The 15478-nt window shown below is 69.8% G+C and carries 15 protein-coding genes; 14 read left to right on the forward strand and 1 reads right to left on the reverse strand.

Annotated features, from left to right (window positions below; translation table 11 throughout):
- Position 1: 1 nt before the first annotated feature.
- The 3 genes from ACLJOO_RS05015 (at position 2) to ACLJOO_RS05025 (ending at position 1829) form a co-directional block, all read left to right on the forward strand.
- The gene (locus ACLJOO_RS05015; protein WP_410785631.1) at positions 2–607 is read left to right on the forward strand and encodes a dihydrofolate reductase family protein; all 606 of its coding nucleotides are present in this window, start codon (positions 2–4) and stop codon (positions 605–607) included.
- A 235-nt stretch (positions 608–842) separates the two neighbouring features.
- On the forward strand, positions 843–1196 hold the full coding sequence (locus ACLJOO_RS05020; protein WP_410785632.1) for a dihydrofolate reductase family protein: 354 nt from the start codon (positions 843–845) through the stop codon (positions 1194–1196).
- A 9-nt stretch (positions 1197–1205) separates the two neighbouring features.
- Positions 1206–1829 carry a DUF6928 family protein gene (locus tag ACLJOO_RS05025; protein WP_410785633.1) on the forward strand — a complete coding sequence of 208 codons (624 nt, stop codon included), beginning with the start codon at positions 1206–1208 and terminating at the stop codon, positions 1827–1829.
- Here the strand turns inward: ACLJOO_RS05025 and ACLJOO_RS05030 are convergent.
- Positions 1814–2488, reverse strand: coding sequence for an aminoacyl-tRNA hydrolase (locus ACLJOO_RS05030; RefSeq protein WP_410785634.1), 675 nt, complete (start codon positions 2486–2488; stop codon positions 1814–1816). The genes ACLJOO_RS05025 and ACLJOO_RS05030 overlap by 16 nt on opposite strands.
- A 93-nt stretch (positions 2489–2581) precedes the next feature.
- Between ACLJOO_RS05030 and ACLJOO_RS05035 the strand changes: the two genes are divergently transcribed.
- The 11 genes from ACLJOO_RS05035 to ACLJOO_RS05085 all read left to right on the forward strand — a co-directional run bounded on the left by ACLJOO_RS05035 (position 2582) and on the right by ACLJOO_RS05085 (position 15464).
- Positions 2582–3961 (forward strand): hypothetical protein, encoded by a 1380-nt coding sequence (locus tag ACLJOO_RS05035; protein WP_410785635.1) that lies wholly within the window; start codon positions 2582–2584, stop codon positions 3959–3961.
- Positions 3962–3990: 29 nt separating this feature from the next.
- A complete protein-coding gene (locus ACLJOO_RS05040; protein ID WP_410785636.1) occupies positions 3991–4782 on the forward strand; it encodes a thymidylate synthase in 792 nt (263 codons plus the stop codon).
- Positions 4779–5234, forward strand: coding sequence for a dihydrofolate reductase (locus tag ACLJOO_RS05045; protein ID WP_410785637.1), 456 nt, complete (start codon positions 4779–4781; stop codon positions 5232–5234). Before ACLJOO_RS05040 ends, ACLJOO_RS05045 begins: the two co-directional genes overlap by 4 nt.
- A gap of 98 nt (positions 5235–5332) precedes the next feature.
- Positions 5333–6595 (forward strand): toxic anion resistance protein, encoded by a 1263-nt coding sequence (locus tag ACLJOO_RS05050; RefSeq protein WP_410785638.1) that lies wholly within the window; start codon positions 5333–5335, stop codon positions 6593–6595.
- 31 nt (positions 6596–6626) lie between these two features.
- Positions 6627–7208 carry a hypothetical protein gene (locus tag ACLJOO_RS05055; RefSeq protein WP_410785639.1) on the forward strand — a complete coding sequence of 194 codons (582 nt, stop codon included), beginning with the start codon at positions 6627–6629 and terminating at the stop codon, positions 7206–7208.
- Positions 7205–8632, forward strand: a complete 1428-nt coding sequence (locus tag ACLJOO_RS05060; protein WP_410785640.1) for an AAA family ATPase — start codon at positions 7205–7207, stop codon at positions 8630–8632. The genes ACLJOO_RS05055 and ACLJOO_RS05060 overlap by 4 nt, the downstream gene beginning before the upstream one ends.
- Positions 8629–9957, forward strand: a complete 1329-nt coding sequence (locus tag ACLJOO_RS05065) for a hypothetical protein (RefSeq protein ID WP_410785641.1) — start codon at positions 8629–8631, stop codon at positions 9955–9957. The genes ACLJOO_RS05060 and ACLJOO_RS05065 overlap by 4 nt, the downstream gene beginning before the upstream one ends.
- Entirely contained in the window at positions 9954–10940 is a 987-nt protein-coding gene (locus ACLJOO_RS05070; RefSeq protein ID WP_410785642.1) for a glutamate ABC transporter substrate-binding protein, read from the forward strand. Before ACLJOO_RS05065 ends, ACLJOO_RS05070 begins: the two co-directional genes overlap by 4 nt.
- A gap of 44 nt (positions 10941–10984) precedes the next feature.
- The gene (locus tag ACLJOO_RS05075) at positions 10985–12052 is read left to right on the forward strand and encodes a hypothetical protein (protein ID WP_410785643.1); all 1068 of its coding nucleotides are present in this window, start codon (positions 10985–10987) and stop codon (positions 12050–12052) included.
- Positions 12049–14406: a tetratricopeptide repeat protein gene (locus ACLJOO_RS05080; RefSeq protein WP_410785644.1), complete on the forward strand. Its 2358-nt coding sequence runs from the start codon at positions 12049–12051 to the stop codon at positions 14404–14406. Before ACLJOO_RS05075 ends, ACLJOO_RS05080 begins: the two co-directional genes overlap by 4 nt.
- Positions 14391–15464 (forward strand): PP2C family protein-serine/threonine phosphatase, encoded by a 1074-nt coding sequence (locus tag ACLJOO_RS05085; protein WP_410785645.1) that lies wholly within the window; start codon positions 14391–14393, stop codon positions 15462–15464. The genes ACLJOO_RS05080 and ACLJOO_RS05085 overlap by 16 nt, the downstream gene beginning before the upstream one ends.
- Positions 15465–15478 lie beyond the last annotated feature (14 nt).

Genomic DNA, 15478 nt, shown 5'->3' on the forward strand with positions numbered 1-15478 from the left:
GATGAGCCAGGTTGTCGTCGACATCTCGGTGTCGCTGGACGGCTACGTCACCGGGCCCAACGTCGCACTCGACAACGGGCTCGGTGACGGCGGGATGGCCCTGCACGACTGGGTCTTCCACGGCACCGACGCGGACCGCGCCGTTCTCGACGCCGCCTTCGAAGCGAGTGGAGCGGTCGTCCAGGGACGGAACCTCTTCGACGTCATCGACGGGCCGGACGGGTGGAGCGACGAGATGGGGTACGGCGCGAAACCGACGGGTGAGATCAACCCGCCAATCTTCGTCGTCACCCACACACCGCCGGCGAAGACCCGGCTGGGCGACCGGTTCCGGTTCGTCGGCAGTCCTTCGGAGGCTGTCGCGCAGGCCCTCGAAGTTGCCGGTGACAAGGATGTTTACGTGATGGGCGGCGGGCAGATCTGCCACGCGGTGCTCTCCGAAGGGCTGGCCGACGTACTGCGGTTGCACCTGGCGCCCGTCGTACTCGGGGGCGGAACCCGGCTGTTCCCCGCCGAGGCCGCGCCGGCGTACGCACTCGAGCTGATCGAGGCCGTGTCGACAGCGGCCGCCCAGCACCTCACCTATCGAGTAGTGAAGGGGCAGTAGTCATGGGAAACGTCATCGCGTCGGCCGTCGTTTCGCTGGACGGCTTCGTGGCAACCACCGAGGACACCGTCGGACCGCTGTTCGACTGGTACAACAACGGCCCTGTCGAGGTGTACGGGACAGACCCGGGCCGACCGTTCCACGTCAGCCCGGCGAGTGCGGAGTACATCGCGTCGACCTGGCCGAACGTGCGCGCCTGCGTCATCGGCCGGCGGCTGTTCGACCTCACCAACGGGTGGAACGGCGTACCCGCGGTCGGCGAGCACGTCTTCGTCGTCACCCACGAGCCGCCGACGACTGGCCCTTCCCCGACGCCCCGTTCACCTTCGTCAACGGCATCGAGGAAGCCGTCGGCCAGGCCAAAGCCTACGCAGGCGACGCCGACGTCAGCATCACCGGCGGCAACCTCACCGGCCAAGCACTCGCCGCGGGACTGGTCGACGAGATCGCCTACAGCCTCGCCCCGGCCCTCCTCGGCACCGGCCGCCGGTTCTTCGGCGACTACGTGGGTCCCGAGCTCCTACTCGACAACCCCCGCGTGGTCGAAGGCGACCGCGTCACGCACCTGCACTACCGCGTCATCCGATAGAAAGACCCCATGGGAGCCAAGGACTGGATGGTGCTGTACGCCGAGACCGACGTCGCCGGCGTACTGCGAGCTCATCCCCGACCGGACCGGGACGCCACCCGCGCGGTGGTCGAGCGCCTGCACCCAGGCGCGCGTCTCACTCCGATCGAGGACGGGAATCTCGACGACAACGCCAACCCGCGGAACCTGACGGTGTATGCAGGGGTGTACCCGGGTCTGACCGTCGTCGCGACGGGCGAGGCCGCGATCGATCGGCCGTCCGCGCTACCACGGCAGTTCGTCGAGGAGGGTCGTGGTCGCACGTTGTACCTGCATGCGATGCACAGTGTCGTCGACTGGTTCGCCTACGCGATCTGGGTGGACGGTGTGCTGCGGCGGTCGCTCAGCCTGGCACCCGACGACGGCATCATCGAGAACCTCGGTGACCCGCTGGACTTCGAGAAGCCGTACTGGGCCGGCGAGCACCCGGTGGAGGTCGACGCGGACGACCCGCCCTACCCGTTCGTCTTCCATCCGCTCGAGCTGGGCGAGGCGGCGCTGCGTCAGCTGTTCGGGTTCAACTACGAGGGGTGGATCCAGGACGACGACCCGGAGCTCGAGGACGTCGTGCTGGCGGGTTATCGCCTGAGTTGAGGGTGGTCGGCGATCACGGTCCGGGAGCCCGGGGCGATCTCGGTGAAGCCGGCGTCCTGGACTACGGGGAGGTTGGTGGTCAGTAGGTGGGTCCACTGGGACGGGGTCGCCGTACGGACGGCTAGCTCGAAGTCGGTCGCCTCCCACTCCTTTCGCGCCTGCGCGGACAACGCCCACCAGGCGAGCTGCGCCGCGTGGCCGCACTGGGCCATTGCTTTGCCGCTCGACATCTCCAGGTCGGGGTTGAGCCACAGGACCGGTACGCCGGGCTTGAGGGGCGGAAGGTCGGCGGTGTCCTCGAAGTCGGTGCCCGTGACCTGGAGCTTGAACAGCTCAGCCGGTACGTCGTCCACCCCCGTCGGCGGAAACACCCGCACCTCCGCAGGTGCCGCATCCGAGGACCCGGCGCCCGTCCCCCGCACCGTGATGCCTGGTAGGGCCTCGGCGCGGCGCCACTCGATGCCTCGGGCTCGCTTGGTGATTTTGCGGATTCGGTGGTCCTGCCAGGCCGCCATCGCCGGCGCCCACTCGCCCTCGCCGTACGAGCGCTCGTCGGCCAGGATCGCGAGCACCGCCCGCGCCGCCGTCTCCAGCGCGTCGGTCTGCGACGGCCGCGCGTTCTTCTCGACCCGCACCACAAGCGTCAACACCTGTTCCACGCCGTGAGTCTGCCAGGACCCCTGATGCATTACGGTGACCGACCTCGGTAAAACGAACGTTCGACATTTCGACAGTGAGGCCACGGCACGACGATGACGCGGAAGATCACGAGAGTTCCCCAACTGTCGCCGGAGTGCGGCGTCAACCTGGCGTTCCTGGCGATGGCGGCCGATCTGCCCGGCGACCGCCCCTCGGCGGAGATGATGGCGGAGTGCGCCGAGGACCTGGCCACCCACGGCCGGACCGCTGACGCGCTGGAATGGTTCTCGCGCATCGTCGAGGGCCGCGAGCCGGAGCTCGGACCGCACGCGGCCCTCCGGATCGCCGGGCTGCTCGTCGACTACGACCTGGTGACTGCGCAGGCCGCACTGCGGTACGCCGCCGACAACGGGACCGGCGACGTCGCCGAGTTCGCCGCCGACAACCTGCGCATCGTGACCGAGGGCGAGGTGCCGGCCCGCACGGAGCCGGCCACCGTCGAAGAGATCGTCGGCCGCACCGCCATCCTGCGGGGCCTGCTGCTCAACGCCGAAGGCGATACCGCCGCAGCAGCCGAGGCTCTTCAGCAGGCCGTCGACAGCCCGATCCCCGACATCACCGCCTCCGCAGCCTTCGAGCTGGGCAATCTGCTCGAGGACGACGGCGACCTGGCCCGAGCGCGGGATGCCTACCGGCAAGCGGCCGAGCTTCGCCGGCCGCGGGTGAGCGGTCAGGCCGCAGTCAACCTGGGGCTGGTACTGAGCAAGCAGATGGATGTCCGCGGCGCCCACGCCGCGTACGGTCTGGCAGTCGAGGTAGGCGATCCCGATGACGTTGCCAAGGGCAACCGCCTGCTGGAGCAGCTCGCCGGGCTCGGCGATCTGGACGAGGTCCACGCGCGTGCCCAGCAGCTCGATCTGACCGACCCGGACCTGGTCGGCGCGAGCGCGATCGACGCCGGCGAAAAGTTCCTCGGCGACGGGGACCTGGAGTCCGCACTCCGCGCCTTCGAGAAGGCCATGGACACCGGTCACCCGGTCCACGCACCCGAGGGCGCCGCCTGGGTCGCCGCGGCGTTCTACCAGGTGGAAGGAATGCGCGGCGCCGAGGCCGCGATCGGGCGGCTCTCCGAGATCGGCCGGGCGGACCTGACGCCGCGGGCCTGGTTCATGTTCGGCTGCCGGTTGGTGGACGGCGGCAACGTCAAGGACGGCGAGAAGGCGTGGAAGCGGCCGGTCGGAGACGCTCGTGCGGCCGCGGAGTGCGGGCGGCACGTCGTACGGGGGAAGACGGCCAAGGCGGAGGCTGCGTTCGAGGAGGTACTCACGGCGGCCCCGGACCTGGCCGGTCATCTCGGCGGGCTGGCGCTGCAGGTCGGTGACCTGTACTCGGGGCACCGCGCGCAGGCGACGTACGAGCTCGCCCTCCGGTTCGGCGAGCGTGCCGAGCTACCTTGGCTGATCGAGCAGGCGCGCGCGAGTCTGGCACGTTGACTTGGTGCACCAGGTTGTAGCGTGGCGGCATGCAGCAGTACCTGGATCTGTTGAGGCACGTGCTGGACAACGGGACCGAGAAGGGGGACCGGACCGGCACGGGTACGTTGAGCGTGTTCGGGTACCAGTCGCGGTACGACCTGCGGGACGGGTTCCCGGCGGTGACCACGAAGAAGCTGCATCTGCGGTCCGTGATCGGGGAGCTGATCTGGTTTCTCAGCGGCTCGACGAACGTCAAGTGGCTGCACGAGAACAACATCTCGATCTGGGACGAGTGGGCCGACGCGGACGGTGAGCTCGGTCCGGTGTACGGGTACCAGTGGCGGTCCTGGCCGACGCCCGACGGGCGGCACGTGGACCAGATCGCGAACCTGATCGCGTCGATCAAGAAGAACCCGGACTCCCGCCGGCACATCGTGAACGCGTGGAACGTGGCGGACGTGGACGACATGGCGTTGCCGCCGTGTCACACCATGTTCCAGTTCTACGTCGCGGACGGCCGGCTGTCCTGCCAGCTGTACCAGCGGTCGGCCGACATCTTCCTGGGCGTGCCGTTCAACATCGCGTCGTACGCGCTGCTCACCCACATGGTCGCGCAGCAGACCGGGCTCGAGGTCGGCGACTTCGTGCACACCCTCGGTGACGCGCACCTGTACCTGAACCACCTGGACCAGGCCCGCCTGCAGCTCACCCGCGAGCCGCGGCCGCTGCCGACCCTCCAACTCGCGCAGCGCGACTCGATCGACGGCTACGAGATCGCCGACGTCGAGTTGATCGGCTACGACCCGCACCCCGGGATCAAGGCGCCCATCGCGGTATGAGCGTCATTCTGATCGCCGCGGTCGGACGGAACGGTGTGATCGGGCGGGACAACGACCTGCCCTGGCGGATCCGCGAGGACCTGCAGCGGTTCAAGCAGCTCACCCTCGGCCACACCCTCGTGATGGGCCGCAAGACCTACGACTCGATCGGCCGCCCGCTCCCGGGCCGCCGTACCGTCGTCGTCACCCGGCAACCCGACTGGTCCGCGGACGGCGTCGATGTCACGCACTCCCTCGAAGAGGCCTTGAAGTACGACGGCACGCTGTACGTCGCCGGCGGCGGCGAGATCTACCGCCAGGCCCTCCCGTACGCCGACGCCCTCGAACTCACCGAGGTCGACCAGTCCCCCGACGGCGACGTCACCTTCCCATCCGTCGCCCCCGGTACCTGGACCGAGACCGCCCGCGACCCCCACGACGGCTTCTCGTTCGTTAGCTATCGCCGCAGCTAACAACGAGTACGCAACGAGGTGACCAGGAAGACCGGGAACCGCGTAGATTGTGTGCGCGTCACGGAGGTATCCAGGGGCACCTCTCGGAGGGGAACACGATGACTGAAGCCGACCACAACGCTGCTCAGCCTGCTGCCGCGCAGGCCGCTGCGGCGCCGCTGCAGCCGCCGACGGCCACCGCGCCGGGACTGATACTGACCGCACCGCCGCCGTCACAGCCGGTGGCCGAGACCGCGGCGCCGAGTATGGCGCCGGCTGTCGACCCGGCCGCGTTACCGGGGCTCGACACCAAGGTGGACACCTTCCTGACAGCGCTGATGGCAGCCGAGCCGCGGTCGCCGGAGTTCGCGTCGAAGGCCGGCGACGTGCGCAGCATGGGCGACGTCGACATCCGCGCCGCGGCCGAGAGCTCGAACCGGCTGCTCCAGTCGCCGGTGCGGGCGCTGCAGGAAGGCGGCCTGTCGGAAGGTTCGACCGTCGGCAAGACGCTGCTCGAGTTGCGCCGTACGGTCGAGGACCTGGACCCGAAGGAAGCCACCGGGGTGAAGAAGCTCCTCGGGATGATCCCGTTCGGGGACAAGATCGAGGACTACTTCCGCAAGTACCAGACCGCGCAGAGCCACCTCGAGGGCATCCTGCACAGCCTGCGCAACGGCCAGGACGAGCTCGGCAAGGACAACGCCGCGCTGAACCTGGAGAAGCAGAACCTCTGGGACGCGATGACGCGCCTCAACCAGTACGTGTACGTCTCCGAGCGCCTCGACGCGCGGCTGTCCGCGGCGATCGCGGAGCTGCAGACGACGAACCCGGAGAAGGCGAAGGCGTTCCGCGAGGACGTGCTGTTCTACGTCCGGCAGAAGCACCAGGACCTGCTCACCCAGCTGGCCGTGTCGATCCAGAACTACCTGGCCATCGACATCGTGATCAAGAACAACATCGAGCTGATCAAGGGCGTCGACCGGGCGTCCACGACCACGGTCTCGGCGCTGCGTACGGCGGTCATCGTCGCGCAGGCGCTCGGCAACCAGAAGCTCGTGCTGGACCAGATCACCGCACTGAACACGACCACCAGCGGGATGATCGAGCGCACCTCGGAGATGCTGCGCGACAACTCGGTGGCGATCCAGCAGCAGGCCGCGTCCGCGACGATCGGGCTGCCGCAGCTGCAGGCCGCGTTCGCGAACATCTACGCCACCATGGACGCGATCGACACGTTCAAGGGCGAGGCGCTGGACAACATGGCCGCGACGATCGGCACGCTGGAGAACGAGGTGACCAAGTCGCGTTCGTACCTGGAACGGGTCGCCCAGCAGAACCAGCAGGTCGTCCACGGCAGCCTCGACCTCAACCTCGATCGCTGATCCACACCACCACCTGGAGACGGGGGACTGCATGGCGCTCGGCGACTTCTTTGCGCGGCTGACCGGTCGCAAGGAGGAACCCGAGCCTGCCCCGGTGCCCCGGCCGCCGACGAACGACGACCTGCTGGCGTCGCTGGTCCGCGTCGAGCAGCTGGTCGCGGGCGGCGCCGTACCGGCCGTGGTCGCGTCGCGGGTCGCCCGGGTGGTCCGCGTCGTACGGGAGACCATCCCGCGGCTCGGGAACCTGGGCGGCAGCGTGCAGGCGTACTCCGTGATGGCGACGGCGACCGACTACCTGCCGGAGGCGATCGGCGGGTACCTGCGGCTGCCGCGGCAGTGGGCCGACACGCGTCCGGTGGACCGCGGCAAGACGTCGCTGATGATCCTGATCGACCAGTTGGACCTCTTGGCCGCGACGATGGACAAGGTCTTCGACGCGGTGAACCGCGCCGACGCGGCGGCGCTGATCGCCCACGGCAGGTTCCTGCAGGAGAAGTTCGGCACCGGCTCCACCGGCGGAGGATTGGCCCTCGGCCCGACCGGGTCGACCCCGCCGCCCGACCTGGGACCGGCGGGACCACTGGCACCACCACCTGGACGAGGAGGGTCATGAGCGGCGCGGGGGGACTACCGGAAGCCGTGTCGGCGCTGCTGACCGTGGCCGCTCGGGCCGGCGTGGCTGAGGAGACAGCCCGGGGCGAGGCGCTGTCGCTGGCCGCCGCGCTGGCTGAGTCTGCACCCGGTGCGCCTGCTGACTGGGGCAAAGCAGTCCCGGGCGGTACGACGCAGGACTTCTTCGACGCCGCCGTACGCGGACGGCGTTGGCGGGGCGCTCCGACCGCTGTGCTGACCGAGCTGATCGCGAGTGGCTCGAAGGAGAAGGCGGCGTACGCCGAAGCGCTCGCGGAGGTGGCGTCCGCAGCCTGCACGTTGGGCGAGCCCACGATGCGGGTCGTAGGCAACGCGTCGGTGGCAGCTGCTGCGCAACTGCAGGCGGCAGGCGCACGCCAACTGCAGGTAGGCGCGACGCCGGCTGCGCCGGCGCAAGAAGCTGAGCGGGTCACGGCCGCGCACGCGGAGCCGGAGGCCGAGGCTGAGCCGGCTAAGACGGTTGAGGAACTGTTGGCTGAGCTGGATGAGCTGACGGGGCTGGCTCGGGTCAAGCGGGAGGTGCACCGGCAGGTCGCCGTACTGCGGGTTGAGAAGTTGCGGACCGAGGCGGGTCTGAAAAGCCCGACGATCACGCGACACCTGGTGTTCGTGGGGAATCCGGGCACCGGGAAGACAACCGTCGCGCGGCTGGTGAGCGGGATCTACAAGGCGCTCGGCCTGCTGTCGAAGGGGCAACTGGTCGAGGTCGACCGGTCCGAGCTCGTCGCCGGCTACCTCGGGCAGACCGCGACGAAGACCGCCGAAGTGGTCGCTTCCGCCGTCGGCGGCGTGCTGTTCATCGACGAGGCGTACAGCCTCACCGCGGGCGACCTGGGCGCCGACCAGTACGGGCGGGAAGCCGTCGACACGCTGGTCAAGGAGATGGAGGACCGGCGCGACGACCTGGTCGTGATCGTCGCCGGGTACCCCGAGCCGATGGAAGTGTTCATCGCCGCGAACCCCGGGCTGGCCAGCCGGTTCCGGACCACGATCGAGTTCGAGAACTACAGCGACGACGAGCTCACCGACATTCTCACCGGGCTCGCCGAGGCCGCCGACTACGAGCTGGTCCCGGAGGCGTTGGAGAAGTTCCGCGAGGTGCTCGCGGCCACCGCGCGGGACAGCTCGTTCGGCAACGGGCGGTTCGCCCGGAACGTCCTGGAGGCCGCGATCGGCCGCCACGCCTGGCGGCTGCGGGACGTGACGGCACCGACGAAGGACGAGTTGCGTCAGATCCTCGCCGCCGACCTGACCGACGACCCCGAGCAGCCAGAGCAGACCGAGCAGACCGAGACCGAAGAGCCCGTGCAAGCCGAGCACCCCGTGCAGGCCGAGGCCGAACAGGTCGGCGAGGCTGAGCAGATCGAGCGAGGAGAACAGGCGTGACCCAGACGCAGAGTGCGCCGCCCGCGACCGTGCCGGCGGCCCAGCCGCCGGGCACGACGCTGCAGGCGCCGAACGCCAGGACCGCCGGTCCACGCAGCGCCGTCGCGCAGTGGTTCGCCGGTACGCCGGGCCGGATGCGTGCGTTCCTGATCCTGGCCGCCGCAATGAGCGTCGTATTCGGCCTCGCCGCCGCGCAGGGGTTCAGCCAGTCCGACGGCGCCCTCGACCGGGCGCAGGCGAACACCGCGCAACTGGTCCGCATCCAGGCGATCCACACCAACCTGGTCAGCGCGAACGCCGACGCCACGAACGCGTTCCTGGTCGGCGGTCTCGAACCGCCGGAGCAGCGTGCGCACTTCGTCAACTCGCTGGCCGCGGCCGCCGGGCTGATCGCCGAGGCCGCGACCGCGCAGCCCGCGGACCGCGACGTGCTCGGCGCGCTGAACAAGACGCTGATCACGTACGGCGGCCTGATCGAGCAGGCCCGCGCCAACAACCGGCAGGGTCTCCCGATCGGTTCGCAGTACCTGAAGGACGCGAACTCGGTACTGCAGGACGACTCGCTGCCGCTGGTGAAGGCGCTGGTCGAGGCGAACGAGAAGCGCGTCGACACCGAGTTCGACGGGATCAGCAGGGGCACCATCTGGGTCCTCGCCGGCGGCCTGCTGAGCCTGGTGGTCTTCGCGATCACGCTCCGCTGGCTGGCCCGCCGTACGCACCGCTACCTCAACGTCCCGATCGCCGCCGGCGCCGCCCTCGTCCTGCTGACCACCGTCGTCGGCGGGGTCGCCCTCGCCGGCGCATCGAGCTCGGCGAAGGACACCCGCAGCTCCGAGTACGAGCGGACCTTGGCGCTGTCCCGCGCCCGGATCGCGGCGTACGACGCCCGCTCGAACGAGAGCCTGACCTTGATCGCCCGCGGCTCCGGCGACGCGTTCGACAAGGCGTACACAGCGGCGGCCGCCCAGGTGGACGAGCAGCTGGGCAAGGTCGGCGGCAACGGCGGCAACCTCCAGCAGCTGTGGACCGCCTACAAGACGGTCCACGCCAAGGTGCGGACGACCGACGGCACGGACGGCAACTGGGACGGCGCCGTCGCGATGGCCGTCGGCAAGGACAAGACCAACAACTCGGTCGAGACGTTCAACGCCTTCGACTCCTCGTCCAACCAGCAGCTGACCCGGACGAGCACCGCGGTGCAGAGCGAACTGAAGGATGCGCGGGACGGCCTCCCGCCGATCGGCTGGCTCGGCGTACCGATCGGCATCCTGGCCGCACTGTTGGTCGCCTGGGGCATGTCGCAGCGTCTGGAGGAGTACCGATGAAGAAGCTGATCCCGCTCGCCGTCGCCACCGCCCTACTCCTCACCGCCTGCGGCAACGGCAACTACGCCGCCACCCAGATCCCGGCAGAACCTGAGGCGCCGGCGTCGTCCGCCGCACCCGCGGCGACGGTGCCGTGCACGGCAGCCGAGAAGGCTGCCGAGCTGGAGTCCTACCAGCCCGAACCCACGCTGCCGGCTCCGATGCAGATGACGCCGGGGACGACGATGAAGACGATCCAGGATCGTGGCCGGCTGATCGCCGGCGTCTCGGCCGACAGCCTGCATCTCGGTTCCCGGAACCCGATCAGCGGCAAGATCGAGGGCTTCGACATCGACATGATCAAGGCCGTCGCGAAGGCGATCTTCGGCACCGACGTCGGCCACCTCGAGCTGCGCGTGATCTCCAGCCCGCAGCGCATCCCCTTGCTGGAGAACAAGAGCGTCGACATCGTCGCCCGGAACATGACGATCAACTGCGAACGCTGGAAGCGGATCGCGTTCTCGGCGGAGTACTACCGGTCCGGCCAGAAGACGCTCGTCCAGCGCGACTCGACGGCCACCAAACTCGCTGACCTGTCCGGCAAGACGATCTGCGCCCCGGCCGGGTCGACCAGCCTGGACAACCTGAAGAAGGCGAACCCGAAGATCAAGCCCGTCACGGCCGATACCGACACCGGCTGTCTGGTGCTGTTCCAGCAGGGCAAGGCGGACGGGATCAGCGGTGACGACACGGTGCTGGCCGGTGACGCCGCGCAGGACCCGTACGCGAAGGTGCTGAACGAGCGGATCAGTGACGAGCCGTACGGCCTGGGCATCAACAAGGACAACGTCGACTTCGTCCGGTTCGTGAACGGCGTCCTCGCGCAGATGAAGACGCCTCCGACCCCGGAAGGTGTGAGTCCGTGGATGCTGTCCTACAACACGTGGCTCGGTACGGACCTGGGCAAGTTGACGACCCCGCCGACACCCGCTTACGGCCGATGACCGTTCGTACGCCGATTGTGTCGGCTCCTCCGTCGCCGGGGAGGATGGGGAGCAGTGTTCCTGCTGCGGAGCTGCTTTCGTTTCTCGGTGCGCTTGGGGAGTGGCGGGACCGGCGGAAGGCGGAGTTGGACGAGCTGGATCAGGCCGCCCTGCACTCGCCCGACGGGGACGCTCTCAGTGCCGACATCGTGCTCAGCATGACGGTCTGGAAGGCGGTCTCGGACCGGTACGAGCTGATCCTGGTCACCTGGGACTCGGGCCGGGTCGGGCAGACGGAGACCGAGCGGATCTCCACGCTGATCTGGGGCGGCCTGGACGCCGGCGGCGCGGGCGGTTCGCTCGCGGTTTCGTTGCCCGAGGCCTGCAAACTGTCGGACGCGCTGGCGTCCAGCCTGCGGGCGAAACTCATGCTGCAGCCCGGCGACGCCGACCTGGCCGCCCGGCTGCGGCAGCTGCGTGCGCAGGTGGAGCGGATCAACGACCTGGTCAAGCTGGAGCCGGCGAACGTTCGCAACGACGCGCTCGCCAAGCACCACGACCTCGACCGCCGGCTCGTCGACCTGACCGACCGCAACAAGCGTGGCGCCGATATCGGCGGGCTGATCGGCCCGCTCGACCAGGACGCCGCGAAGGTCGAGCGAGACCTGATCGTCGGCGCCGCCACCCGCAAGGAGCGCGCCGCCGACGTCGCCCGGGCGCGCTCGCTGCGCGGCGAGCTCGAGGCGCAGGGCAAGGCGGTCCGAGCGCTCGCGGACAAGGCTGTCGCGACGGTCAGTCCGGCCCCGCGTCTCGCCGTACCGGATGTGACTGCGCTCGGTCCGGTGCCGAACACGCCGACAGAGCTGGAGAGGTACCTGACCCGGTTGGACGCCGTACGGCGGGCGCTCGGCCAGGCGCAGGCGGCGTACGGCTCGGCCCTGCAACGACGTGACGAGCTGGCTCAACTGCTGGACGCCTATCAGGTGAAGGCGTCCAGCGTTGCCCCGGGCAACGAAGATCTCGCCGAGCTGTACCGGCGCGGCCGAGCGGTGATCGAGACCGAGCCGGTGGAACTGGCTCGCCTCGGCGCACTGGTAGCGGCCTACCAGGCCTACCTGGAAGGGACGAAATGACGACCAACACCGCCTGCACCCAGCCGGGCTGTACCGGCTCCATCGTGGACGGGTACTGCGACGTCTGCGGCTCCCCCGCGGCCCCGAGTGCAGCCGCCGCGCCGGCTGCTGCTCCTGCGACCGGTGCGTGCACCCAGCCGGGCTGCACGGGGACGTATGTCGACGGGTACTGCGACGTGTGCGGCTCCCCCGCACCGGGCGGCGGCACCGCGGCCAGTGGCGAGCCGGACGCGCTCAGCACGGTGTCGACCGTCTCCCGCGCCTCCAACCGGCTGGCCTCCACGCCACTCGGCTCTGCGCGGGCAGGACAGGCCGGCTCGAAGCTGACCCGCAAGCTCGGTACGTCGTCCACCCGGCTGCGCGGCGCGCGGCTCGGCGCCGGGCTGACCCACGTACCGACGATCCCGGCGATCGACGCGAGCAAGGCGATCCTGGCCAACCCGATGGTCCCGGAGGACCGCCGGAACTGCCCGAGCTGCGGCCACGCGGTCGGCCGCTCCCGGAACGGTCAGCCGGGCCGGACCGAGGGGTTCTGCCCGAACTGCCGCAACCGGTTCTCGTTCTCGCCGAAGCTGCAGCCGGGCGACCTGGTCAACGACCAGTACGAGGTGGCCGGCTGCCTGGCACACGGTGGCTTCGGCTGGATCTACATGGCCAAGGACAAGAACGTGTCCGACCGCTGGGTCGTCCTCAAGGGTCTGCTGAACTCGGAGGATCCGGACGCCGTCGCCGCGGCGATCGCGGAGCAGACCTTCCTGGCCCGCGTCGAGCACCCGTTGATCGTCGAGATCTACAACTTCGTCACCCACGACGGCGCCGGCTACATCGTGATGGAGTACGTCGGCGGCACCTCGCTGAAGACCCTGCTCAAGCAGCGGATGGCGGCCAACAACAACCAGTACGACGCCCTGCCGATCGACCAGGCCATCGCGTACATGCTGGAGATCCTGCCGGCGTTCTCGTACCTGCACGACCTCGGCCTGGTGTACTGCGACTTCAAGCCGGACAACATCATCCAGGTCGGTGACGCGGTCAAGCTGATCGACCTCGGTGGTGTCCGGCGGATCGACGACCTGGACTCGGCGATCTACGGCACGGTCGGCTTCCAGGCGCCCGAGGTGGCCGAGGTCGGCCCGTCGGTCGCCTCCGACATCTACACGCTCGGCCGGACGCTGTGCGTGCTGGCGATGGAGTTCCGCGGCTACCAGAGCCGGTACGTCGACACGCTGCCGCAGGTGAGCGAGGTGCCGCTGTTCCAGAAATACGACTCGGTGTACCGCCTGCTGGCCAAGGCGTGCGCGAAGGACCCGGCGGACCGGTTCCAGTCCGCGGACGAGTTCCGCGTGCAACTGCTCGGCGTACTGCGTGAGGTGGTGGCCGACAAGCAGGGCGTGAAGGCTGCCCAGCACTCGGCGTCGTCGCTGCTGTTCGGTACGCCGGGTGACAAGTCGGTCGGACTGGGCGAGGCGGCGCAGCCGTGGCAGCAGCTGCCTTCGCTGGCGCCGGACGACAGCGACAGGATGGCGAGCTGGCTGAAGACGGTCAGCGTGCCGGACCCGGCCAAGAGGCTGGAGCTGCTGGTCGATGCGCCGGAGCAGTCGGCGCAGACACTGCTGGAGGTCGCGGAGGCCGCCCTGGAGGTCGGACCGGAGCGTTACGACATGGTCGACACCGCGGTGGCTGACCTGCTCAACGACGACCCGTGGGAGTGGCGCGCGGTCTGGATGGCCGGACTGGTCGCTCTGGCCCGTGGCGACTCGAAGGCCGCACAGTCCGCGTTCAATGCCGTCTACGGCCAGGTGCCGGGTGAGCTGGGGCCGAAACTCGCGCTCGCGATCGCGTGTGAGCACAGCGGCGAGTTCGACGTTGCCGAGGGCCTCTACCTGACCTGTGCGCGCACCGACGCCAACTACATCGCGCCCTCGGCGTTCGGTCTGGCCAACATCCGGACCTCGCGCAAAGACGTGGACGGTGCGCTCAACGCACTCGACCTGGTGCCGCGAACCAGCGGCGAGTACGTGCGGGCCCGTCGCCAGCGAGCCGGTCTGCTGGCAGGATCAGGGCGTGGCCTTCCCGCGCTCGCCCAGGCGATGGACAGCATCGCGACGCTGACCATCGACCCGGTCGACCGGGCCAACCTGGCCGCGGACGTGTTCCGGACCGCGCTGGCCGAGGTCCAGCAGTCCGGTCCGCAGGAAGCTCTGCGGATCGACGGACGGGCAGCCACCGAGACCTCCCTGCGGGACGGGCTCGAGGCCACCTACCGGCTGCTGGCCGACCAGGCGCAGACCCGGCCGGAACGGATCGCCCTGGTCGACCAGGCCAACGAGGTTCGAGGATGGACGTTGCGATGACGAGTACGACCGACACGGTCTGCCCCAGCTGCGGCGGGGTGGTGTCCGAGGCGGACCTGTTCTGCGAGGCCTGCGGCGCCGAGCTGAAGCCGGGGACTGCCCCGACCTCACCTGCGCTGGACACCGACACCGAGCCGACCGTGGAGATCGGCGCGGTGCCCGGCCCGGAGGCTGCGGCCGTCGGCCCGTGCCGGTCGTGCGGCGGCACCGTCAGCGCGGACGGGTACTGCGAGACCTGCGGCACCAAGGCGGCCAAGCCGCGCGACCACTTCGAGGAGCAGCCCGCTCCGTGGGTGGCCGGGGTGTGCGACCGCGGCATCCGGCACACCCGGAACGAGGACGCGATGGCGATCGCCGCGGACGCCGAGCCAGGCAGCCGAGCGCTTCTGGTGGTGTGCGACGGCGTCAGCTCGTCGCTCGACTCCGACGTCGCCTCGCTCGCGGCCGCCCGGGCGGCGCGTGAGGTGCTTGAGGCCGGCCACGCGCAGGGGCTCGGCACGGACTCGTCGCGGGCCAGTGCTACCGCGGCCCGGCTCAAGGCGGCGGCCGACGCGGCGAGTGACGCCGTACTCGACAACACCAGTCCGGACAGCCCGAACCCGGCGTCCTGCACCTTCGTCGCGGCCGTCCTGGAGAACGGGCTGCTCGTGGCGGGCAGTGTCGGCGACAGCCGCGCGTACTGGTTCCCGGACGCGGCCGAGCCGGTCGCATTGACGGTGGACGACTCGTGGGCCGCCGAGCTGATCGCCACCGGCGTCTCCCGCGAGGAAGCCGAGTCCGGTCCGCACGCGCACGCGATCACCCGCTGGCTCGGCAAGGACGCGCCGGACCACACGCCACGGACCACGAGCCAGCAGGTGAGCGGGCCCGGCTGGCTGCTGGTCTGCTCGGACGGCCTCTGGAACTACTGCTCGGAGGCGGCACCGCTGGCCGAGCTCGTACGTCAGACAGCTGCGGACAAGGGCGGCGAGCCGCTGGCCACTGCGTCCGCCCTGGTTGACTGGGCCAACGCCCAGGGCGGTCAGGACAACATCACCGTCGCGCTCGCACGCATTTAAGGAGAGGGACCCGA

This window comes from Kribbella sp. C-35 (assembly GCF_046549195.1).
GTDB lineage: Bacteria > Actinomycetota > Actinomycetes > Propionibacteriales > Kribbellaceae > Kribbella.

Excerpts from the sequence above, each read along its gene's own strand:
- ACLJOO_RS05055 (WP_410785639.1), top strand. The coding sequence starts at position 6,627 with ATGGCGCTCGGCGACTTCTTTGCGCGGCTGACCGGTCGCAAGGAGGAA.
- ACLJOO_RS05035 (WP_410785635.1), top strand. The coding sequence starts at position 2,582 with ATGACGCGGAAGATCACGAGAGTTCCCCAACTGTCGCCGGAGTGCGGC.
- ACLJOO_RS05040 (WP_410785636.1), top strand. The coding sequence starts at position 3,991 with ATGCAGCAGTACCTGGATCTGTTGAGGCACGTGCTGGACAACGGGACC.
- ACLJOO_RS05025 (WP_410785633.1), top strand. The coding sequence starts at position 1,206 with ATGGGAGCCAAGGACTGGATGGTGCTGTACGCCGAGACCGACGTCGCC.
- ACLJOO_RS05050 (WP_410785638.1), top strand. The coding sequence starts at position 5,333 with ATGACTGAAGCCGACCACAACGCTGCTCAGCCTGCTGCCGCGCAGGCC.
- ACLJOO_RS05060 (WP_410785640.1), top strand. The coding sequence starts at position 7,205 with ATGAGCGGCGCGGGGGGACTACCGGAAGCCGTGTCGGCGCTGCTGACC.
- ACLJOO_RS05070 (WP_410785642.1), top strand. The coding sequence starts at position 9,954 with ATGAAGAAGCTGATCCCGCTCGCCGTCGCCACCGCCCTACTCCTCACC.
- ACLJOO_RS05015 (WP_410785631.1), top strand. The coding sequence starts at position 2 with ATGAGCCAGGTTGTCGTCGACATCTCGGTGTCGCTGGACGGCTACGTC.
- ACLJOO_RS05080 (WP_410785644.1), top strand. The coding sequence starts at position 12,049 with ATGACGACCAACACCGCCTGCACCCAGCCGGGCTGTACCGGCTCCATC.
- ACLJOO_RS05075 (WP_410785643.1), top strand. The coding sequence starts at position 10,985 with ATGGGGAGCAGTGTTCCTGCTGCGGAGCTGCTTTCGTTTCTCGGTGCG.
- ACLJOO_RS05085 (WP_410785645.1), top strand. The coding sequence starts at position 14,391 with ATGGACGTTGCGATGACGAGTACGACCGACACGGTCTGCCCCAGCTGC.
- ACLJOO_RS05045 (WP_410785637.1), top strand. The coding sequence starts at position 4,779 with ATGAGCGTCATTCTGATCGCCGCGGTCGGACGGAACGGTGTGATCGGG.